The 22,362-nt window shown below is 46.7% G+C and carries 19 protein-coding genes; 18 read left to right on the top strand and 1 reads right to left on the bottom strand.

Annotated elements, in window-relative coordinates:
* From purM to CXF70_RS15200, 16 genes are all read left to right on the top strand, one after another.
* A complete protein-coding gene (gene purM / locus CXF70_RS15275) occupies positions 1-1,062 on the top strand; it encodes a phosphoribosylformylglycinamidine cyclo-ligase (protein WP_101803371.1) in 1,062 nt (353 codons plus the stop codon).
* The gene (gene purN / locus CXF70_RS15270) at positions 1,052-1,636 is read left to right on the top strand and encodes a phosphoribosylglycinamide formyltransferase (protein ID WP_101803370.1); all 585 of its coding nucleotides are present in this window, start codon (positions 1,052-1,054) and stop codon (positions 1,634-1,636) included. Before purM ends, purN begins: the two co-directional genes overlap by 11 nt.
* Before the next feature lie 352 nt (positions 1,637-1,988).
* Entirely contained in the window at positions 1,989-3,527 is a 1,539-nt protein-coding gene (gene purH / locus CXF70_RS15265) for a bifunctional phosphoribosylaminoimidazolecarboxamide formyltransferase/IMP cyclohydrolase (protein ID WP_101803369.1), read from the top strand.
* Between the two features lie 18 nt (positions 3,528-3,545).
* Positions 3,546-4,799 carry a phosphoribosylamine--glycine ligase gene (gene purD / locus CXF70_RS15260; RefSeq protein ID WP_084242323.1) on the top strand — a complete coding sequence of 418 codons (1,254 nt, stop codon included), beginning with the start codon at positions 3,546-3,548 and terminating at the stop codon, positions 4,797-4,799.
* 203 nt (positions 4,800-5,002) lie between these two features.
* Positions 5,003-5,593, top strand: coding sequence for a GNAT family N-acetyltransferase (locus tag CXF70_RS15255; RefSeq protein WP_101803368.1), 591 nt, complete (start codon positions 5,003-5,005; stop codon positions 5,591-5,593).
* 205 nt (positions 5,594-5,798) lie between these two features.
* Complete coding sequence (locus CXF70_RS15250; protein WP_101803367.1) at positions 5,799-7,529, top strand: adenine deaminase C-terminal domain-containing protein; 1,731 nt, start codon at positions 5,799-5,801, stop codon at positions 7,527-7,529.
* A gap of 125 nt (positions 7,530-7,654) precedes the next feature.
* Positions 7,655-7,975 (top strand): YerC/YecD family TrpR-related protein, encoded by a 321-nt coding sequence (locus CXF70_RS15245; RefSeq protein ID WP_101803366.1) that lies wholly within the window; start codon positions 7,655-7,657, stop codon positions 7,973-7,975.
* 205 nt (positions 7,976-8,180) lie between these two features.
* Positions 8,181-8,882, top strand: coding sequence for a heptaprenylglyceryl phosphate synthase (gene pcrB / locus CXF70_RS15240; protein WP_101803365.1), 702 nt, complete (start codon positions 8,181-8,183; stop codon positions 8,880-8,882).
* Between the two features lie 28 nt (positions 8,883-8,910).
* Positions 8,911-11,124 (top strand): DNA helicase PcrA, encoded by a 2,214-nt coding sequence (gene pcrA / locus CXF70_RS15235; RefSeq protein ID WP_101803364.1) that lies wholly within the window; start codon positions 8,911-8,913, stop codon positions 11,122-11,124.
* Between the two features lie 14 nt (positions 11,125-11,138).
* Positions 11,139-13,145 carry an NAD-dependent DNA ligase LigA gene (ligA, locus tag CXF70_RS15230; RefSeq protein ID WP_101803363.1) on the top strand — a complete coding sequence of 669 codons (2,007 nt, stop codon included), beginning with the start codon at positions 11,139-11,141 and terminating at the stop codon, positions 13,143-13,145.
* 13 nt (positions 13,146-13,158) lie between these two features.
* Positions 13,159-14,307 (top strand): CamS family sex pheromone protein, encoded by a 1,149-nt coding sequence (locus CXF70_RS15225; protein WP_084242315.1) that lies wholly within the window; start codon positions 13,159-13,161, stop codon positions 14,305-14,307.
* 122 nt (positions 14,308-14,429) lie between these two features.
* Entirely contained in the window at positions 14,430-14,720 is a 291-nt protein-coding gene (gene gatC, locus CXF70_RS15220) for an Asp-tRNA(Asn)/Glu-tRNA(Gln) amidotransferase subunit GatC (RefSeq protein ID WP_084242314.1), read from the top strand.
* Between the two features lie 17 nt (positions 14,721-14,737).
* Positions 14,738-16,207 (top strand): Asp-tRNA(Asn)/Glu-tRNA(Gln) amidotransferase subunit GatA, encoded by a 1,470-nt coding sequence (gatA, locus tag CXF70_RS15215; RefSeq protein ID WP_101803362.1) that lies wholly within the window; start codon positions 14,738-14,740, stop codon positions 16,205-16,207.
* Positions 16,204-17,634 carry an Asp-tRNA(Asn)/Glu-tRNA(Gln) amidotransferase subunit GatB gene (gatB, locus tag CXF70_RS15210; protein ID WP_084242312.1) on the top strand — a complete coding sequence of 477 codons (1,431 nt, stop codon included), beginning with the start codon at positions 16,204-16,206 and terminating at the stop codon, positions 17,632-17,634. Before gatA ends, gatB begins: the two co-directional genes overlap by 4 nt.
* A gap of 101 nt (positions 17,635-17,735) precedes the next feature.
* Entirely contained in the window at positions 17,736-18,296 is a 561-nt protein-coding gene (locus CXF70_RS15205) for a thioredoxin family protein (RefSeq protein ID WP_084242311.1), read from the top strand.
* An 82-nt stretch (positions 18,297-18,378) separates the two neighbouring features.
* The gene (locus CXF70_RS15200; protein ID WP_084242310.1) at positions 18,379-19,290 is read left to right on the top strand and encodes a diacylglycerol kinase; all 912 of its coding nucleotides are present in this window, start codon (positions 18,379-18,381) and stop codon (positions 19,288-19,290) included.
* Positions 19,291-19,336: 46 nt separating this feature from the next.
* On the opposite strand, the gene CXF70_RS15195 is transcribed toward CXF70_RS15200, so the two are convergent.
* Positions 19,337-19,765, bottom strand: coding sequence for an NUDIX hydrolase (locus CXF70_RS15195; protein WP_101803361.1), 429 nt, complete (start codon positions 19,763-19,765; stop codon positions 19,337-19,339).
* Between the two features lie 207 nt (positions 19,766-19,972).
* On the opposite strand from CXF70_RS15195, the gene CXF70_RS15190 reads away from it, so the two are divergent.
* Complete coding sequence (locus tag CXF70_RS15190) at positions 19,973-21,322, top strand: cytochrome ubiquinol oxidase subunit I (RefSeq protein ID WP_101803360.1); 1,350 nt, start codon at positions 19,973-19,975, stop codon at positions 21,320-21,322.
* Positions 21,319-22,347: a cytochrome d ubiquinol oxidase subunit II gene (locus tag CXF70_RS15185; protein ID WP_101803359.1), complete on the top strand. Its 1,029-nt coding sequence runs from the start codon at positions 21,319-21,321 to the stop codon at positions 22,345-22,347. Before CXF70_RS15190 ends, CXF70_RS15185 begins: the two co-directional genes overlap by 4 nt.
* Positions 22,348-22,362: the final 15 nt, after the last annotated feature.

Here is a 22,362-nt window from a genome sequence, read left to right as displayed (position 1 = left end):
TTGTCTAAAGCATATGAACAAGCAGGTGTGAATATCGAAGCCGGCTACGAAGCGGTCAACAGAATGAAATCCCATGTTGAACGAACTGCAAGAAAAGGGTTGATGGGTGCATTCGGCGGCTTTGGCGGCATGTTTGATTTGACTGAATTGGATTTAAAGGAACCGGTCCTTGTATCAGGCACTGATGGTGTCGGCACGAAACTGAAATTGGCTTTTCTCGCCGACAGACATGACACAATCGGCATCGATTGCGTCGCCATGTGTGTCAACGACATCGTTGCTCAAGGAGCGGAACCGCTTTTCTTCCTCGATTACATCGCGGTCGGCAAAGCTGTTCCCGATAAAATAGAGAGCATCGTGAAAGGTGTGGCGGACGGCTGCGTTGAAGCCGGAGCAGCTCTTATTGGAGGGGAAACGGCGGAAATGCCGGGGCTTTATGAAGAAGATGAGTATGACATTGCAGGATTTGCAGTCGGTGCGGCTGAAAAATCAAAAATTGTCACTGGTGAAAAAATCAGTGCAGGAGACGTATTAATCGGCCTTGCTTCCAGCGGCATCCACTCGAACGGCTATTCGCTGGTGCGCAATATCGTTTTTGAACAGAACCATTTTCAACTTGATCAAATTATTGAAGGCTACGAAGATCTCGGGCCGCTTGGCAATGAACTGCTGACTCCGACGAAAATCTTCGCAAAAACAGTGGCTGCAATCGTTGAAAAAACTGAAGTCCATGGCATGGCGCATATTACAGGCGGCGGATTTATCGAGAACCTGCCGCGAATGATGCCTGTTGGATCGGGTGCAGAAATCGAGCTTGGCAGCTGGCCGGTATTGAGGGTTTTTGAAATGCTGAAGGAAAAAGGGTCATTGTCAGACAGGGACTTATTTTCTGTTTTCAACGCCGGCATCGGTTTTGTTCTTGCGGTTGCCGCTGAAGATGTTGAACAGGTATTGGCATCAGCTGAAGCGAGCGGCGAACAGGCCTATGTAATTGGCCGTGTTTCTGAAGTGGAAGGCGTCCAATTCAAAGGTGAACAGGATGGAACACTCAATGAAGAATAAGGTTAAAATTGCCGTTTTCGCTTCTGGAAACGGCTCTAATTTTCAGGCGATCGCAGATGCAGTGAAAGCAGGCAGTTTGGATGCGGAAATTGTCCTGGTTGTAACAGACCGTCCTAACGCTTACGTCATCGAACGGGCAAGACAAGCCAATATTCCTTCTTTCGCTTTTATACCGGCTGACTATGATTCGAAAAAATCATATGAAGAAATGCTGAAAGGGAAACTGGAGAGTCTGCAAGTGGATTGGATTGTTCTGGCAGGCTTCATGCGTTTGATCGGGCCAGCGCTTTTGGAAGCTTATGAAAATCGCATCGTCAACATTCACCCCTCAGTGCTGCCGGCTTTTCCGGGGAAAGACGCAATTGGCCAGACAATGGCGGCAAGAGCGGAATCAGCAGGAGTTACCATACATTTTGTGGATGCTGGAATGGACACGGGCAATATCATTGTCCAGGAGTCTTTCAAAGTGAACGGCCGCAGCCGGGAAGCTGTTGAGAATGAAATCCATGCAATCGAACATAAACTCTATCCTGTAGCTTTGCAGCGATTATTCAATTTAAATAATATGCATTAAAGAATCAGTATATATACCGCTTCGGCGCTTTGGACAAGGCTCCCACAATAAGCCGAGAAGAACACTCGTCTTATTGCTCCGCCCAGTCCTGTAGCGCGCCGGCGCTAGAGAAATCTCTAGAGATATGGAGCAAAACAACGGAGACTCCCAGAGGAGTAGAAGCGGAGTTGGTTTTCCAACTCCGGTTCGAGCGAAGTGCTGAGATCCACTCGGGCGAAGTGAAACGAGGCCGAGTTAGCTCAGCGCAAGCCCCCAGGAAAGCGGAGTTGTTTTGCGGAATATCGGCTACTATATTTAATTAATACAACTTATATAGAATAAAACATCTGCATTATTCAAAGGAGGATTCGATTTGAAAAAGAGAGCGTTGTTAAGTGTATCGGATAAATCAGGCATATTGGAATTTGCGCAAGAACTGGAAAAAATGGACTATCAAATCCTGTCAACAGGCGGCACTAAGCGTTTTTTGGAAGAAAACGGTGTCGCGATTACCGCGGTTGATGAAATAACGAAATTCCCCGAAATTCTTGGCGGACGCGTAAAAACTCTCCATCCACTGGTCCACGGCGGCCTTTTGGCTAAACATCATGATCCCCAGCACCAAAGTGAAATGGCTGAAAACGGCATTTCTCCTATCGAAATCGTCTGCGTTAATTTGTACCCTTTCCGCGAAACGATTGCAAAGCCGGAAGTGACAGTCGACGACGCTATTGAAAACATCGATATCGGCGGTCCGACGATGCTCCGTTCCGCAGCTAAAAACCACGCCCATGTTACTGTCATCGTTGATTCGGAAGATTACGCAATTGTCCTGGAAGAATTGCATGGCGCTGGAGCAGCGACCAGCCCTGAAACCAGAAGACGTCTGGCAGCGAAAGTATTCCGCCATACAGCGGCTTATGACTCGTATATCTCGAATTATTTGACTGACCTGACGGGAGAAGAATATCCGGAAGCGTTGACGCTTACATATGAATTGCAGCAGTCACTTCGCTATGGGGAAAATCCGCATCAAAAAGCGGCGTTCTACCGCAGTCCTCTGGGATCCGATTTCTCGATTGCCGCCGCTGAACAACTGCACGGCAAGGAAATGTCGTATAATAATATTCAAGATGCGAATGCTGCTCTCCAGATCATCAAGGAATTCAAAATGCCTGCCGCCGTTGCAGTGAAACATATGAATCCATGTGGAGTGGGTACCGGTGATACTATTGCCGATGCATTCAATAAAGCTTATGAAGCGGACTCAACTTCCATTTTTGGCGGTATTGTTGCGTTGAACCGCGAAGTGGATGTTGAAACTGCAGAAAAATTATCCGGCATATTTCTGGAAATCGTTATAGCACCAAAATTTTCAGCAGATGCGTTGGCAGTTTTGACACAAAAGAAAAACATCCGCTTGCTGACCATTCCTTTTGATGGAACAAAACAGGATAAGTGGAATACAGTCACTGTTGAGGGTGGTTTGCTCGTTCAACAGCCTGATGCTTTCGGCTTTGATGATGCGGATATCCGTGTTGCGACAGAAAGACAGCCGACTGAACAGGAACTGGAAGCGCTGAAACTCGGATGGAGCGTAGTCAAACATGTGAAGTCCAATGCCATCGTCGTCTGTGATTCAGCCATGACGCTCGGTGTCGGAGCCGGCCAGATGAACCGTGTCGGTGCTGCGAAAATTGCATTGGAGCAGGCAGGTGTTCGTGCGGAAGGAGCGGTTCTGGCTTCAGATGCATTTTTCCCGATGTCTGATACAGTTGAAGCAGCGGCCAAGGCCGGAATAAAAGCCATCATCCAACCGGGTGGTTCAAAGAAAGATCAGGATTCCATCGATAAAGCCAACGAATATGGCATTGCTATGGTCTTTACGGGAATTCGTCACTTTAAACATTAATGTGAGAGGGGCAGAAGCATGAAAGTCATGGTTATTGGGAGGGGCGGACGTGAGCATGCAATCGTCCGCCAGTTTGCAAGATCTGCTTCTATAGAAAAAGTATACGCTGCGCCAGGAAATGATGGTATGCGCCTTGAATCAGAGCTTGTGCCGATTGATGAAATGGATTTTGCCGCACTGGCTGATTTTGCAAAAGAGCAACAAATAGACTGTACTTTTGTGGGGCCGGAACAACCGCTGACAGCGGGCATTGTTGATTTCTTCGAAGGTCAGGGACTGAGGGTTTTCGGACCTTCGAAAGCGGCTGCACAAATTGAAGGAAGTAAAACTTTCGCTAAGGAATTGATGGCGAAATATGATATTCCGACTGCTGAATACAAAACATTTTCAGAAATTTCGTCTGCCATCGACTATATCCGCCAGATGGGAGCTCCGATTGTCATCAAAGCGGATGGCTTGGCAGCCGGCAAGGGCGTCGTTGTAGCGAAAACCGAAGAAGATGCAATTGCCGCAGTGCATGATATGCTGGAAGATCAAAAATTCGGTGAATCCGGTTCACGGGTTGTCATCGAAGAGTTTTTGGATGGTGAAGAATTTTCGTTCATGTCATTCGTCTATGATGGCGCGATTTACCCGATGGTGATTTCCCAGGACCATAAACGCGCATTTGATGGAGACAGAGGACCGAATACAGGAGGGATGGGCGCCTATTCACCAGTGCCTCAAATTTCTTCTGAAACGGTTGAAACAACCTATAGCACAATTGTCAGACCAGCGGTTGAAGCCATGGCTGCCGAAGGGGCTCCTTTTAACGGCATCCTGTATGCCGGCATTATTTTGACGCCGCAAGGGCCAAAAGTGATTGAGTTCAATGCGCGTTTCGGCGATCCTGAAACCCAGGTGGTGCTGCCACGGATGAAATCGGACTTCGGTGATTTCATGAATGCTTTGCTTGAAGGCGAACCTTATCAGTTGGAATGGCAGGAACGTTCTGTGCTTGGTGTAGTGATAGCGGCGGAAGGTTATCCTGAAAAACCGGTGAAAGGGCAAACCCTGCCGAATCTCGCAGGCCTCGCCGGAGTCGACATTTTCCATTCCGGGACAAAGGCAACCAGCAAAGGATTTGCGGCAAATGGCGGCAGAGTCCTGTTCATCTCTTCGGAAGGCGATTCCATCAAGGAAGCTCAGGAAAAAGTATATGCACAAGTCAATGCTCTGTCCTGGTCCGGTTTCATGTACAGAACGGACATCGGATGGCGTGCATTAGGCTAAATTACATGGTATAATAATTAATGACACAAATTCGACAAGAACTGTGTCATTTTTTCTTTCGTTTTTCTTATCTGGAATAGAAAGAAAAAGTTGAGGATTTTCAACAGCCCACGTTTACCTCTATTAAAACTCCAGAATCAAGACCCATCGTTACCCCGACAACAAAATCAGCAGGGCATCCAAATTTGAAAGGAGCAATAATTATGAATTGGTACGAAAAATTGAACCAGTATTTCCCGATTGTAGAAATGAAGTCTAAAGAGCATATGGATACGTTATTGAAGGAAAAAGGCAGCGTCTATTATAAGGACGAAGGTCCTTATCATGTATTGATGTATGCGGAATTCCCGAATTTCACTTTTGTGGATTATCTGTTTGTGGCTAAGGAATCCCGTGGTATGGGGATTGGCAGCAAAACGCTTCAAATGCTTAAAGACAAGAAAAAACCGATCATCCTTGAAGTTGAACCGGTGAATTACGAAGATACAGACACGGAAAAACGTCTTCGTTTCTATTCACGTGAAGGCTTTGAGCATGCTTCTTCAATCGGCTATAACCGACGTTCGATTGCGACAGGCGAAGAAAACTCGATGGAGATCCTTTACTGGGCGCCGAACAACGAGAGCGAAGAAGAAATCTTTGAAGGCATGAAGAAAATGTATGAAGACATCCACACTTACAAAGATGAACATTTCTACGGCGAATCTTATGAGCCGGTTGAAGAGGTTCTGACATTCAAAGAGAACGACAAGAAAGATGTTCTTAAACAATTCAGCAATCCGATCAACAATTAATTGAATTGATATTGCCAGAGTCAGGGAAAAACGAAAGCGCGGCTTTCGTCTTTCCTGGCTTTTTTCATTGCACCGTTAAAAGAGGCAGATATAACTGCTATTGCTCCTATCAGAATGTCCCCTTAATCCCCAGTTGCACTGTATTTAAATGCATTACTATGCTAGTATATAAAGTACTAGTTATGCATCGGAAAGGAGCGGGCTCATGGATAATCCACTTTGGAAAAACATTGAAATACGCAATCAATTGAAAATTATCGGGAAAGAACAGTCACCGGATCTGGTTCTGACCAACGCTTATTATCTGCATGGAATCTATAAAAAATGGATGACCGGAAATATTTGGATCCATGACGACCGTATTGTATATGCCGGGCAGGAAATGCCGAAAATCGGTGATGAGACGGAAGTTGCTGATATGACGGGGAAATTTATCGTACCCGGCTATATCGAACCTCACGTACACCCATTTCAGCTTTACAACCCTCAATCTTTTGCGGATTATTCAGCACAATTGGGAACAACCACATTCATATCCGATAACCTGACTTTATTTTTGTCGATGGAAAACGAGAAAGCGTTTTCAATTCTGGATCAACTGAATGAATTGCCGTTCACATTCTATTGGTGGACACGTTTCGATTCGCAGACAGAGCTGGCGGCTGAAGACATGCTCTTTACATCCAAATCTGTCGGTGAATGGCTTGATCGTCCGGAAGTATTGCTTGGCGGTGAGCTGACAGGCTGGCCAAAACTGATGGCTGGCGATGATCAGATGCTTTATTGGATTCAAAAAGCGAAAATGACCCGCAAGAAGATAGAAGGGCATTTCCCGGGGGCTTCCGAAAAAACGCTTGCGCGCATGAAATTGCTTGGTGCTGATGGAGATCATGAAGCGATGACGATCGATGAAGTGGAGATGCGCCTGCTGCATGGCTATGGCGTGACGCTCCGGCATTCGTCGATCCGCCCGGATTTGCCGAGTCTCTTGAAAGGCGTCGTGGACCGCGAACTGAATGTCTATGAAAAATTGATGATGACGACGGACGGTTCAACGCCTTCATTCCATAAAGACGGTGTCATGGATCTTTGCATACGCATTGCTCTGGAAGCCGGCGTTCCGGCGATTGAAGCGTATATGATGTCATCCTATAATGTAGCCAGATATTACAATATGACAGCGATGCACGGACTGATAGCGACTGGCCGCTACGCAAACCTCAATATATTGGATTCAATCGACAATCCGGTGCCATCAAGTGTCATTTCAAAAGGCAAATGGCTGAAGCGGGATGGTGAAAAAGTGCTGGCGCTTCCTGAAATAAACTGGGATGTGCTGCCGGACCTGAATATGGATTTCGAACTTACTGAAGATGATTTCCAGTTTTCAATGCCGTTCGGGCTTGATATGGTTAACGATGTCATCATTAAACCTTATTCGGTCAATATTGACACACACGACGGGACTTTATCGAAAGACCATGATGAAAGTTTTCTCATGCTCATCGATAAGCACGGTAAATGGCGAGTGAATACACTGATCAAAGGCTTCACCAATGCGGTTGAAGGATTTGCCTCTTCTTACTCGAACACAGGTGATATCATTCTGATCGGCAAAAACCGCAGACAGATGTGGCTCGCTTTTGATAAATTAAAAGAAATGAACGGCGGCATCGTTCTGATGGAAAGTGATGAGATGATCTGCCACATACCGCTTCCTCTTGGAGGCGGCATGTCCGAACTTCCGATGGAACAGATTATGGAACAGGAAACCGTCCTGAAGCAGGCATTGAAAGAGCGGGGCTACAAGCACGGCGACGCTATTTACACCTTGCTGTTCCTGCAGGCGACCCATCTGCCTTATGTGCGTGTGACGCAAAAAGGGATCTATGACGTCATGAATAAAAAAATACTGTTTCCGGCTTTCATGAGATAGTTTTCACGGAATCGGAGGAGTCTAAAGCTAAGTGGTTTATTTGTTAGTAAAGGAAATGCTAAGCTGACAACAGCGAGATTTCCTTTTTCCCGCAATGGACAGCAAGGAAAGGACGGTAAAGCTGAATGCAAGTTGACAAAATCAGAGGTCCACAAACTGATCAATTGATCGATGCAATATTGGCATTGAAAGACCGGGAAGAAGCTTACCGCTTTTTCGATGATCTTGCCACGATCAGTGAAATCCAATCGTTATCCCAGCGCTTTGAAGTCGCGCGCATGCTGCGGCTGAAAAAAACATATGAAAAGATCAAAAATGAAACCGGTGCAAGCACAGCAACGATTTCCCGTGTGCGCCGCTGCCTGAATTACGGCAATGACGGCTACGATGAAATGCTCGGGCGTCTGTATCCGGATGAAAAACCGTTCCAATTGCCGAAAGAATAAAAGCATGGCGGAGCAGTAAACAGGATGGAATCTCACAAATATCCGCAGCGGAATTTAAAGGCTGTCCATTAAGTCAGTGACCGGGCTTAGTGGATAGCCTTTTTGCTTTGTTTGAACTTTATCATTGTTAGGACACGAGCGGCGCTTACGCTTTTCTTTTGTTATAATAAATAGATGAAAATGATATGAAGTCAGGTGAAGCGAAATGGATTATCAATCGTGGCGGCATGTGTTCAAATTGGATCCCGCCAAGGAAATTTCCGATGGACATTTGGAACGAATTTGTGAATCCGGGACTGATGCCATCTTGATTGGCGGCAGCGATGATGTCACACTCGAAAATGTACTGGATTTAATGGCGCGTGTGCGCCCTTATTCCATTCCGGCCGTTATGGAAATTTCAACAATTGAATCAGTGGCGCCCGGGTTTGATTTTTATTTCATCCCGACTGTACTGAACAGCCGGAATCCGAAATGGATCAAAGGCCTTCACCATGAAGCGATTCGGGAATACGGCGATCTGATGGACTGGGAAGAGCTGGTTCCGGAAGGCTATTGCATCCTGAATCCGGATTGCAAAGCGGCACGATTAACCGATGCCGACTGTGTGCTTGACGAGGATGATGTTGTGGCATATGCCCGGCTGGCTGCGCATTTTTTCAAATTGCCGATTTTTTACCTGGAATACAGCGGTATTTACGGCGATCCCAAATTAGTTGAAACGGTTAAAAGACATTTATCGGATACCCGCCTGTTTTATGGCGGCGGCATCGATTCGGCGGAAAAAGCGCGGGAAATGGCGCGATTCGCGGATACTGTCGTTGTAGGAAATGTCATTTATTCAGATATTGAACAAGCGATTAGAACCGTTGCGGCGGTTGCGGAAACTATAGATCAATCGTTATAATAAGAACAAACGTTCGAGGTGGTGCACAATGGAATTAATAACGAAGAATCTGTTAAAGGGAATGAACCCGGAACAGGAAGAAGCGGTCAAAACGACTGAAGGCCCATTGCTGATCATGGCTGGTGCCGGGTCAGGAAAAACGAGGGTGCTGACACACCGGATTGCGTATCTCGTGCTGGAGAAGCAGGTTTACCCTTCCAACATACTGGCGATTACATTTACGAATAAAGCGGCGCGCGAAATGCGCAACCGGATCGATGGGCTGCTGGGGCACGGCACAGGTGAGCGTATGTGGGTTTCCACATTCCACTCGATGTGCGTCCGTATCCTTCGCCGTGACATCGATAAATTAGGATTTTCAAGAAATTTTTCCATCCTTGATTCGACCGACCAATTGTCGGTTATTAAAAATGTCTTGAAACAGCAGAACCTCGATCCAAAAAAATATGAACCGAGAATGATTTTAAACGCTATTTCTTCGGCAAAAAACGAGTGCATCACAGCCTCGGAATTTGCAGGCAACGCAAATCCGCATAACCCTTACGAGAAAACGATTGCGGATGTTTATGAGGGCTATGAAAAACGCCTTCAAAAAAATCAGTCGCTCGATTTTGATGATCTGATCATGACGACGCTGACTTTATTCAATAAAGAACCGGATGTCCTGGAATTTTACCAGAATAAATTCCAATATATCCATGTGGATGAATATCAGGATACGAATAATGCGCAATATCAGCTGGTCCAGAAACTGGCGAGCAAGTTTAAGAATATTTGTGTGGTCGGAGATTCGGACCAGTCGATTTACCGCTGGCGCGGAGCCGACATCACCAATATCCTGTCATTCGAAAAAGACTATCCGAATGCCAAAGTGATTATGCTTGAACAGAATTACCGGTCAACGAAGCGGATTCTGCAGGCGGCGAATGATGTGATCAAGCGGAATACAAGCCGCTATCCGAAAGAATTGCGCACCGATAATGACGAAGGTCCGGCTATTACATTGCACAAAGCGGGTGATGAGCGGCAGGAAGCGCAATTTGTCGTCCAGACCATCCAAAAGTTGATGGATGAGGAGAATTACAAGACTTCCGATTTTGCAATTCTTTACCGCACCAATGCCCAGTCGCGGATCATGGAGGAAATGTTCGTGAAATCGAATATGAACTACACGATTGTCGGCGGAACGAAGTTCTATGATCGGAAGGAAATCAAGGATCTTCTTGCTTATCTTCGGCTGATCGCCAATAACGATGACGATCTGTCGCTGGCGCGGATCATCAACGAACCGAAGCGCGGCATCGGCGCGACTTCCTTTGAACGGATGGCAGGATTCGCCATTGAACAGGACCGTACCATCATGGATGCTTTGCAGGAAGTCGACTTCATGGGCGTGTCTCCGAAAATTGCCCAGACGGCGCTTGAATTCCGCAATATGATCGCCGGGTTTACCGAAATGCAGGAATACTTGTCAGTAACTGAATTGGTCGAGGAAGTCCTGAAGAAATCCGGTTATCGCCAGATGCTCCAGAATGATAAGACCATCGAAGGTGAAAGCCGGCTTGAGAACTTGAATGAGTTCCTATCGGTTACTCAGGCATTCGAAAAACAAAGCGACGATAAATCACTTGTTGCATTCCTGACTGATCTTGCATTGATTTCCGATATCGATTCTTTGGATGATGAAGAAGAAACAGATGGACCGATTATCCTGATGACGATGCACGCAGCCAAAGGGCTGGAATTTCCGGTCGTCTTCATCATCGGGCTGGAAGAGAATGTGTTCCCGCATTCCCGATCCAATAATGATGAAGAAGAAATGGAAGAAGAACGGCGCCTGGCTTATGTGGGGATTACAAGAGCAGAAAAAAGGTTATATTTAACACATGCGTCTTCCCGTACTTTATTCGGCAAGAGCAATTGGAATATGCCGTCCCGGTTCATCAATGAAATCTCTGAAGAGTTGATCGAGCAGACGCTTGCGCATCATCGCGCCGGCGCGGCGACGAGCTACAAGCAGGCACCGAAACGCGCTGCTGTGACGCGCCCTGCCTATCAGCAATCTGGCGGCGACAAGCTCGGCTGGAAGCCTGGCGATAAAGCGACCCATAAAAAATGGGGCACCGGCACTGTAGTGGGTGTCAAAGGGGACGGAGAACAGACAGAACTGGATATCGCATTCCCGAGCCCCGTCGGCATCAAGCGGCTATTGGCCAAGTTTGCGCCGATTGAAAAAGAATAAGCGGGAGGTATATTATGGACCGTATCAAAGCGGAACAACGGGTGAGTGAATTGAATGAATTGCTCGGCACCTACGGACACGCCTATTATGTGCTGGATAATCCGCAGGTTCCCGACGCTGTTTATGATCAATTGCTCAATGAATTGATCGAGCTGGAAACCTTATATCCGGATCTGGTATTCCCGGATTCACCGACTCAAAGAGTCGGCGGGGCACCGATCTCAAATTTTGAAAAAGTGACGCACGACCGTCCGATGCTGAGCTTATCGAATGTTTTCGGGGAAGATGACCTGCGGGAATTCGATAAGCGCGTAAGAAATGGAGCGGGTGAAAAAATAGAGTATGTCTGTGAGCTGAAGATTGACGGGCTCGCTGTTTCACTTATATATGAAGACGGCAAGTTTGTCCGCGGGGCAACGCGCGGCGACGGCCGTGTCGGAGAAGACATTACAGTCAACCTTCGGACCATCCGTTCAATTCCACTGAAGTTGAAGGAACCGGTAACTCTTGAGGTGCGCGGTGAAGTTTTCATGCCTAAAAAATCCTTCCATCAATTGAATGAGCAGCGCGGCGAAAAAGGTGAAGAAGTTTTTGCCAATCCGCGCAATGCGGCTGCCGGTTCACTTCGCCAGCTTGACCCCAAAATAGCAGCGAACCGCAATTTGGATGTCTTCATTTATGGCATCGGCGGGGATGCCGAAAACTATGGTTTGAATGAACATGATGAGTCGCTGAATTTTCTCCAGAAACTTGGCTTCAAGACGAACGGGGAACGAAAAGTCTGCCACAGCGTCGAAGAAGTGTTGGCATATATCGAAACATGGACAGAAAAGCGCAATAACCTGTCGTATGAAATCGATGGAATCGTCATCAAAGTCAATCGTTTTCTGCAGCAGCAGGAACTCGGATTTACGGCGAAAAGCCCGAAATGGGCGACAGCCTATAAATTCCCCGCTGAAGAAGTGATGACCAGTCTCATCGATATCGAACTAAGCGTCGGCCGTACAGGCGCTGTTACGCCGACCGCCATCCTGGAACCTGTATCAGTGGCAGGCACGACCGTCCAGCGGGCATCTTTGCATAATGAAGATCTGATCAAAGAAAAGGATATACGCATCGGCGATCAAGTGATCATCCGCAAAGCGGGTGACATTATTCCTGAGGTTGTCCGTGCTTTGATTGAACTTCGTTCGGGTGAAGAAGAACCTTTCCATATGCCTGAAAATTGTCCTGCATGTGACGCAGAGCTGGTTCGGATCGAGGGAGAAGTCGTGTTGCGATGCGTCAATCCGAAATGCCCGGCTCAAATCACGGAAGGATTGATCCATTTCGTATCACGTAATGCGATGAATATCGACGGACTTGGTGAAAAAGTCATCGAACAGCTTTACCAGGAGCAATTGATCGCGGATATTGCCGATATTTATAAATTGACGAAAGATCAATTGATGGAACTCGACAGGATGGGTGATAAATCGGCATCCAACTTGATTGCAGCAATTGATGCTTCACGCAGCAATTCCATGGAACGTTTGTTGTTCGGCCTTGGCATACGCCATGTCGGCGAAAAAGCCGCGCGCATTCTTTCAGAGCATTTTGGTTCAATGGAAAAATTGATGGATGCCACGCTTGAAGAATTGACAGCCATCCATGAAATCGGCGATAAAATGGCTGATGCCATTGTTACTTATTTCGACAGTGAAGAAGTCCGTGCTTTGGTGGAACGTTTAGCTTCTGAAAACGTCAATTTAAGTTATACGGGTAAACGGGTGCAGGTGGAAGCTGGCGCAAACGCATTTGCCGGCAAGAAAATCGTGCTGACCGGCAAGCTGGAACAGCTGACCCGCTCGGAAGCTACAGAACGCATCGAAGCGATGGGAGGTAAATTATCCGGCAGTGTCAGCAAGAAAACGGATTTGCTGATTGCCGGAGAAGATGCAGGCTCTAAACTCGACAAAGCCCTGGACTTGAAGGTTGAAGTCTGGAATGAGCAGCAATTGATAGAAGAATTGAACAAATGAGGAGATATTTAAAATGAAACGCTTTTGGTGGATCCCTGCCAGCATCTTGCTGCTAACCGCCTGTGTGCCGACACAAACAAATGAAACAGAAGTGGTTGGCACAGAGGAAGTGGAAACGGCAATTATTCCAAGCATGCAATTGGATGATCAGTTTTATCGAACCCTTTTGCCATACAAACAAAGTGCCACCCGAGGAAAAATCGTCAACCGCCTGAATTCCCGCTATGACATAGAAGAAGCGGAAAAAGGGCTGTTGCGCTTGTCACAAAACCAATTTTCCCCTGACGACTATTATTTTCAGGAAGGCCAGAAGATAACGGATGAAGAAGTTTCCGCTTGGCTGCGCCGTTACCATCCGGAAGATAATCCGACAGGGTTGAATGCGGAAGACAAACGCCCGCCTTTATCTGAGGAAGAATTGGCAGCTGGCGAGACGCGTGACAATCCGTCACCGGAAATCCTTGCGCATATTATCGAACAGAACTATTTGGTGAAAACCAATGAAGACACGATCCGGCTTGGCGGTGTTTCTGTAGGACTTGCCTTGAATTCAATTTATTACAGTGAAAACGATCAGGGCGTATCTTATGAAGAAACGATTTCGCAGGAACAATTGGAGTCGGAAGGCAAGCGGATGGCAGATGAAATTGTCAACAGGCTTCGCCAAAAAGAAGGAATGGCGGATATACCGATCACCGTCGGCCTCTTCAAGCAGAAAAGCCGGAGTACAATTACGGCTGGCACTTATTTCACATATGGAGTCGCTCCGGGTGGTGAAAATTCAGTAGCCAAATGGAATCCGATCAATGAAGAATTCGTGATTTTCCCTTCGAGCAATCCTGAGGAGAAATATCGTGAAGTGGATACGGCATTCAAAAATTTCAAGCAGGATGTCGAAGAGTACTTCTCCAACTTCACCAGTGTCATCGGAACTGGCTTCTATCAAGGGGATTCCATCCGTAAACTTCAGATTGAAATTCCAATCCAGTTTTACGGTTCCTCCGAAGTCATCGGTTTCACACAATATTTGACGGGTCTGGTCATGAAGCATTTTCCGGAAAATATCCAAGTGGAGATTGATTTGAACTCTGTCAATGGAGCGGAAGCGCTGATATTAAGAAAAGCCAATGAAACTGAACCAATCGTCCATATTTATGAATAAAAAAAGTCTGCCCCTGATTTAAGGGACGGATTAAGGGGCAGCCAGCGCGGCTGTCTCTATTCTTTTGAGTCAAGGAATGGTATGATATAGCGTATGTTTACTGATTTCGGAGGTGTAAGGAAATGGCGAAAATGACGAAAGAAGAAGTGATCGAGGTTGCCCATTTGGCGCGTTTGGCGATTACTGATGAAGAAGCGATCCATTTTGCAGAACAATTGGAAGCCATCACAAATGCGATGGAGCTTTTAAATGAATTGGATACAGACAACGTTGAACCGACAACACACGTATTGCCGATGGTCAATGTATTGCGTGAAGATAAAGCGGAGGCAGGATTGCCGCGCGAAACGGTTCTGAAAAATGTTAAAGAACATGAAGCGGGACAAGTGAAAGTTCCGACCATTCTGGAGTAATAGCGAGGAGGGAAACCATGAAATTCTATGATAAGACAGCTGCTGAATTACAGGAAATGATACATAGTAATGAAGCGACGATTTCAGAAATAACAAAGCAGACAATTGAACGGATCAACGAACTTGACCCGAAAGTCGATGCTTTTTTGGCAATGAATGAAGAACAGGCGATGGCCGATGCAAGTGAAATGGATAAAGCACCGATGGAACAGCGGGGGCCTTTATTCGGTTTGCCGATCGGTGTGAAAGACAACATCATGACAGAAGGTTTGGTAACGACCGCGTCAAGCCGTATCCTGGAAGGTTTCAATCCTATTTACAACGCGACTGTGGTTGAAAAACTGCGCGCTGCAGGAATGGTGATTGTCGGGAAGTTGAATATGGATGAATTCGCAATGGGCTCATCGAACGAAAACTCCTATTATAAAAAGACAAGAAACCCTTGGAACCTTGATTATGTGCCAGGCGGTTCTTCGGGCGGCTCGACTGCAGCAGTAGCAGCAGGCGAAGTGCCTTTCACGCTCGGTTCAGATACTGGCGGTTCCATCCGCCAGCCGGCTGCATTCTGCGGCGTTGTCGGCATGAAGCCGACATATGGCCGTGTATCACGTTTCGGTCTGATTGCATTTGCTTCTTCATTGGACCAAATCGGTCCTGTAACACGCAATGTAAAAGACAACGCATTGTTATTGCAGGCGATTGCCGGACATGACGAAAAGGATTCCACTTCAGCGGATGTTGAAGTGCCTGATTTTGCGGCAGCGTTGACTGGCGATATCAACGGTCTCCGTATTGGCGTACCTAAAGAGTACTTTGCGGAAGGTGTCAGCGAATCCGCTAAAAAGGCGGTGTACGATGCACTGGATGTGCTGAAGGAAAAAGGGGCGACCGTAGAAGAGATTTCATTGCCTCATTCAAAATATGCGTTGGCGACATATTATCTGCTGGCTTCATCGGAAGCATCTTCGAACCTGTCCCGATTTGACGGAATCCGTTACGGTTATCGCACGAATAAAGCGAGCAGCCTATTGGATTTCTATATGAATACACGGGCAGAAGGCTTCGGTGATGAAGTGAAACGCCGGATCATGCTTGGAACATATGCGTTAAGTTCCGGTTATTATGATGCTTATTATAAAAAAGCACAGAAAGTGCGTACATTGATCAAAAAAGATTTTGACGATGCATTTGAAAACTATGATGTTATCATCGCACCGACAACACCGACACCGGCATTTAAAATCGGTGAAATCATTGATGATCCACTCACGATGTATGCAAATGATATCCTGACAATTCCTGTAAACCTTGCGGGCGTTCCAGCGATTTCGGTGCCATGCGGATTTGAAGGCGATATGCCGCTTGGCCTGCAGATCATCGGCAATTATTTCGATGAGGAAACGGTTTATCGTGTAGCCGATGTGTTTGAGAAGGCGACAGATTTCCATAAAAAAACTCCTCAATTATGGGAGGGAGCAGCACAATGAATTTTGAAACAATCATCGGACTTGAAGTGCACGTAGAATTGAAAACCGATTCCAAAATGTTTTCACCGTCTCCTGCACATTTCGGAGCAGAACCGAACACGAACACAAACGCCATCGACCTTGGTTATCCCGGCGTTCTTCCGGTAGTCAATAAAACTGCGGTCGACTGGGCGATGAAAGCGGCGCTTGCGTTAAACTGCGAGATTACACGCCACACGAAATTCGACCGGAAAAACTATTTCTATCCGGACAACCCGAAGGCTTACCAAATTTCCCAATTTGATCAGCCGATCGGCGAACATGGCTGGATTGAAATCGAAGTGAACGGCGAGAAAAAACGCATCGGCATCACGCGCCTTCATATGGAAGAAGACGCGGGTAAACTGACGCACACCGATAAAGGCTATTCGCTGGTCGATTATAACCGCCAGGGAACTCCGCTGATCGAAATCGTTTCTGAACCGGATATCCGTACAGCTGACGAAGCATATGCATATCTTGAGAAAATCAAAGCGATCATCCAATACACGGGCGTTTCCGATGTCCGCATGGAAGAAGGCTCACTTCGCTGCGACGCGAATATTTCCCTTCGTCCATATGGACAGGAGCAATTCGGGACAAAAACGGAATTGAAGAACCTGAACTCATTCAACTATGTCCGCAAAGGGATAGAACATGAACAGATTCGCCAGGAACAGGTATTGCTGTCAGGCGGCATCATTCCACAGGAAACCCGCCGCTATGACGAATCGACTGGTAAAACAGTGTTGATGCGTGTTAAGGAAGGCTCTGACGATTACCGCTATTTCCCGGAACCGGACCTTGTGGATATTGTTATCGATGATGCCTGGATCGAACGCGTCCGTGCAGAAATTCCGGAACTTCCGGATGCGCGTAAAGCACGCTACATTTCCGAACTTGGCATGTCTTCGTATGATGCGATGGTATTGACGCTTGCGAAACCGATTTCCGACTTTTTCGAGGCGACAGTCGAAGCCGGAGCAGACGCGAAACTGGTTTCCAACTGGCTGATGGGGGAAGTTTCGGCTTACCTGAATGCCGAACAAAAAGAATTGGGCGATACGGCATTGACTCCGGAAGGCCTGGCAGGAATGATCAAGTTGATTGCCGATGGAACCATTTCGTCTAAAATCGCTAAGAAAGTGTTCCGTGAATTGATTGAAAAAGGCGGCGACGCCAATGATATCGTGAAGGCGAAAGGGCTTGTCCAAATTTCGGATGAAGGCGTTCTGCGTGAATTTGTAACGAATACATTGGATGCCAACCCGCAGTCGATCGAAGATTTCAAAAACGGTAAAGACCGTGCGATCGGCTTCCTGGTCGGCCAAATTATGAAAGCGACCAAAGGGCAGGCGAATCCGCCATTATTGAATAAGATCCTTTTGGAAGAAATCAGCAAACGATAAAATGATGGGTGGCCCTTTGATGGGCCATCTTTTTTTAGGATGATATAATTTGATGGTTTTGAAAAAGACAAGTAAACTGGATTTAAAGGAGATGTGATACCATGACACTGGAGCAGAACTATTTTGACAATGCGATTACGCTTGAAAATTATATGTCCCAAATGGAATCGAACCAGGAAAAATCATATTCGATCTATGAAAAATTCACCCTGCCGGAAGATAAGGAATTCATCTCTTTATTGAAGGAGAAGAACCCTCATATCCTCGTCATCACGGAGGACTGGTGCGGCGATGCCATGATGAATAATGCGATTCTCCGTAAAATCGCGGATGCGGGAGACGTTGAGGTCCGGTGCGTGTACCGGGATGAAAACCTGGATTTGATGGATCGCTATTTAACGAATGGCGGACGTTCCATTCCAAAATACATCATTTTATCGCAGGACGGCGAAGTGCTGGGGGACTGGGGTCCGAGATCTGAGAAGGTCCAGGAATTCGTGGATGATTTGAAAGCGAAATTGCCCGAGAAAGAAGATCCGCAATACGACCTGCATTTTAAGACTGTGATCGGCGAGATATCAGACGGCTTTGTCTACAAAAGCGAGTTTTGGGACAGCGTTTATCAGGAATTAAAAGCAGTTTTGACTAAATCACTGGCTTAAAGAAAAAACTTGCAAAAAAAGGAACTTTAATCTTTTTTTATTGTCTTATTTTCTAGAGTAAGTGGAGAAAGGCTGAAATCTTATGAAGCGAGCACGCATTATTTACAACCCGACATCCGGCAGGGAGTTGTTCCGCAAGCATCTGCCGGAAGTGCTGGAAAAAATGGAAATAGCAGGATACGAAACATCCTGCCACGCTACGACCTGTGAAGGTGATGCTACGGCTGCTGCCATAACGGCTGTCGAAAGGAAATTTGATCTGATTGTCGCAGTTGGCGGCGATGGAACATTGAATGAAGTCGTATCCGGCGTTTCCACATTTGAAGAACGGCCGAAAATAGGATTGATACCGATGGGGACGACAAATGACTTCGCCCGTGCCGTACATATTCCCCGCGACATCAACAAGGCTGTCGATATCATTATTCAAGGGGATTCGGTTCCGGTGGATGTCGGCATGATGAACGATCGCTATTTCATCAATATCGCCGGCGGCGGAAGAATGACTGAGCTGACCTATGAAGTGCCAAGCAAACTGAAAACGGTCCTTGGACAGATGGCTTATTATCTGAAAGGGATTGAAATGCTGCCGTCCATCCGCTCGTCCAATGTCCGCATCGAGTATGATGGAGAAGTTTTTGATGACAAGGCGATGATGTTCCTGATCGGCTTGACTAATTCAGTAGGCGGCTTCGAAAAACTGGCTCCAGACGCCAGCATCAACGATGGCAAGTTCACGCTGCTGATTTTAAAAGAAGTGAATATGGCGGAATTTATCCGATTGGCTTCACTGGCGCTTCGCGGGGAGCATCTGTCAAACCCCCACGTCATCTATGCAAAAGCCAGCAGGATTTCGGTGTCATCCGAAGAGCGTGTCATGCTGAACCTTGATGGAGAGTTTGGAGGAGTGCTTCCGGCAGTATTCCAGAACCTTGAAAAACATATTGAAGTGCTGGTGCCGATCCAGTCACTGAACGAAAAAGACATAAAATGAAAGAAGCCCGGCAGTCTCAAGACTGCCGGGCTTCTTTTATTGTTTCTTATAAAAGTTCGATTGCCGTGTCCTGTTCCATTGCGAGCTTAGGCAAATTGTCCACGGGTTCCCAGCGGAATAACAGTGTCAAACCGTTATCGCGGCCATCGCTTTTGATGGTATGTTCCCAGTGGTCGACCTTTTCACCCGTATATTCGAAGTGGAAAATATTGCGTTCGTATACTTTGTCTCGATGTTCAGGATAATAATTATATTTATGGATTTTTCCTGCAAAATCCAAAACGTTGCTTGGCAGTCCGGTTTCTTCCTGGACTTCACGGTAAAGTGCATCGATAAGCATTTCTCCATCAGCGATGGAACCACCAGGGACCTGGACACCGACTTCCGGTTCACCTTTGTATTCGAAAACCAGCAATTCACGGTTTTCATCAGGGCCTCTTGTGATGTAGGCGAATACTTTTCTGCTTGTTTCCATATGAATCACCCTTTTTTTATGTTCTTAATAGAATACTAAAAATTCTAAAAAATATCAAGCGCTTAATTCAGCTATTGTCACAGCTTATTCAAAGTTTAGCGTAAATCTGTGGTTTTTAAATTCGCTCCAGAAGATTCAGCCGGCCTCCTTAGGGTACAATAAATGTAGAACTTACGGAGAAGTATATTCCTTGGGAGGGGTAAGGAAATGGGATTTGAAGATACAGCTTTATTAAGCCGTATCCTGACAACGATGACTCTTTCATTTCACATTTTGTATGCAACAATCGGAGTCGGTGTACCACTGATGATTTTGATCGCCCAGTGGGTCGGGATCAAAAAGAAAGATGATCATTATATTCTGCTCGCCAGAAGATGGGCGAGAGGATTTGTAATAACTGTAGCGGTCGGAGTTGTGACAGGTACCGCAATCGGTTTGCAATTGTCGCTGCTTTGGCCGAACTTCATGCAAATGGCGGGTAATGTAATCGCTTTGCCATTGTTCATGGAAGTTTTCGCATTTTTCTTTGAAGCTATTTTTCTGGGTATCTATTTGTATACTTGGGACCGCTTCGAAGATCAGCGAAAACATTTACTGCTGCTGATTCCTGTTGCACTCGGAGCGGCTGCTTCCTCGGTTTTCATCACGATGGTCAACTCATTCATGAACGCGCCGCAGGGCTTCGATCTGGTGAATGGTGAATTGGTCAACATCAGCCCATTGCTGGCGATGTTAAGCCCGGCTGTTCCGACAAAAGTGGCGCACGTCATGTCCACTGCTTTCATGACCAGCGCGTTCGTGCTCGCATCCATCGCAGCGCTGCGCATTGTTCAGGGATCGACGCATGTCTATCATAAAAAAGCATTGCTGATGACCATGAAACTCGGATTTGTCTTTTCAATCGCCACAGCTTTGATCGGCGACTTTTCCGGTAAATACCTTGCGGAATACCAGCCGGAGAAATTGGCCGCAGCTGAATGGCATTTTGAAACAGAAGATGAAGCAAGATTAATTCTTTTCGGTGTGCTTGACGGCCAGGAACCGAAGTATGCGATTGAAATTCCATATGCGCTGAGTATACTGGCTTACGGTGTGCCGAGTGCTGAAGTGACCGGGCTGAATGAATTTCCCGAAGACGAAATTCCACCGCTCTGGATCCACTATCTCTTTGATACGATGGTCTCCATCGGCATGTGGCTCGCGTTCTTCTCATTCGTGTATGTCGTAGCGGCATGGCGCAAATGGCCAATCATCACTAAAAAATGGTTCCGCTGGCTGACTGTGGCGGCCGGACCATTGGCATTGATCGCCATCGAAGCCGGATGGTGGTTCACTGAAGTCGGCCGTCAGCCATGGATTCTGCGGGGTTACATGAAGACAAGCGAAGCCGCCACTACAAGCGGCCAAGTCGACTTGATGATCATTTTATTCGCGGGACTGTATTTTATCCTGGGAATCGGTACAATCGTTGTATTATCCCGGATGTATAAACGGAATCCGGTGGAAAAAGAACTAGCCCAAAGACAAAAAGCTGATAAAGGCGGTGATCCGGAATGACACTTGAAATAATCGGAGTTTCGGTTTTATGGCTGTTTCTGTTTCTGTATGTAATCGTGGCGTCCATCGATTTCGGTGCCGGATTTTTCAACGCCTACAGTGCGTTTACAGATAAACAGCACATCCTGACCAATATTATTCAGCGTTATCTGTCGCCGGTGTGGGAAGTCACCAACGTTTTCTTTGTGTTCTTCTTTGTGGGAATCATCGGTTTCTTTCCGCAAACCGCTTTCTATTACGGAACGACCTTGCTCGTTCCTGCCAGTCTGGCACTGATCTTGCTCGCCATCCGCGGCTCATATTATGCCTTTGCGACATACGGGGCTAAAATCAATCACCGCGGTTATATATACATGTATGGGTTATCCGGTCTGCTGCTGCCAGCATCATTGTCACCGGTACTCGCCATGTCGGAAGGCGGTTTCATCAAGATGAACGGTGATCAGCCCTATCTCGATTACTGGGCGCTGTTTACAAGTCCGTTGATGTGGAGCATCGTTGTACTGAGCATCACTGCTGTACTTTATATCTCTGCTGTATTCCTGACCTGGTATGCCAATAAAGCGGGAGACGCCAAGGCGACCGATCTGATGCGCAAATACGCGCTTGTGTGGGCGGGACCTGCCATCGTTACGGCAACAGGGATCATATTCGAATTGCGCGGCCATAATCCTGAACATTACAGCCGCATCCTGGATCTGTGGTGGGTCTTCGCAATTTCGTTCCTGTTGTTCATCGGCACCGTTTATCTGATTTGGAAAAAGAAAAATTACGGCCTGGCGTTCATTCTGCTGGTCGGTCAGTTCTTTACCGCATTTTTCGCATATGGCGTTTCCCATTATCCATATCTGCTGTATCCATATTTGACCATCTACGACAGTTTTACAAACGAAGCAATGGCGATTGCCTTGATCGTCGCATTCATTGCAGGTCTCGGTTTACTGCTTCCGTCACTGTATCTTTTGTTCCGGCTATTCTTGTTCGATAAAGACTATGTCAAAGGCAAATCGGATTACCATGCATAAAAGGGGGAAGTTTCC

It is taken from the genome of Planomicrobium sp. MB-3u-38, from assembly GCF_002836425.1.
In the GTDB taxonomy this organism is placed as follows: Bacteria; Bacillota; Bacilli; order Bacillales_A; family Planococcaceae; genus Planococcus; species Planococcus okeanokoites.
This window is presented reverse-complemented; position numbering and strand designations above follow the sequence as displayed.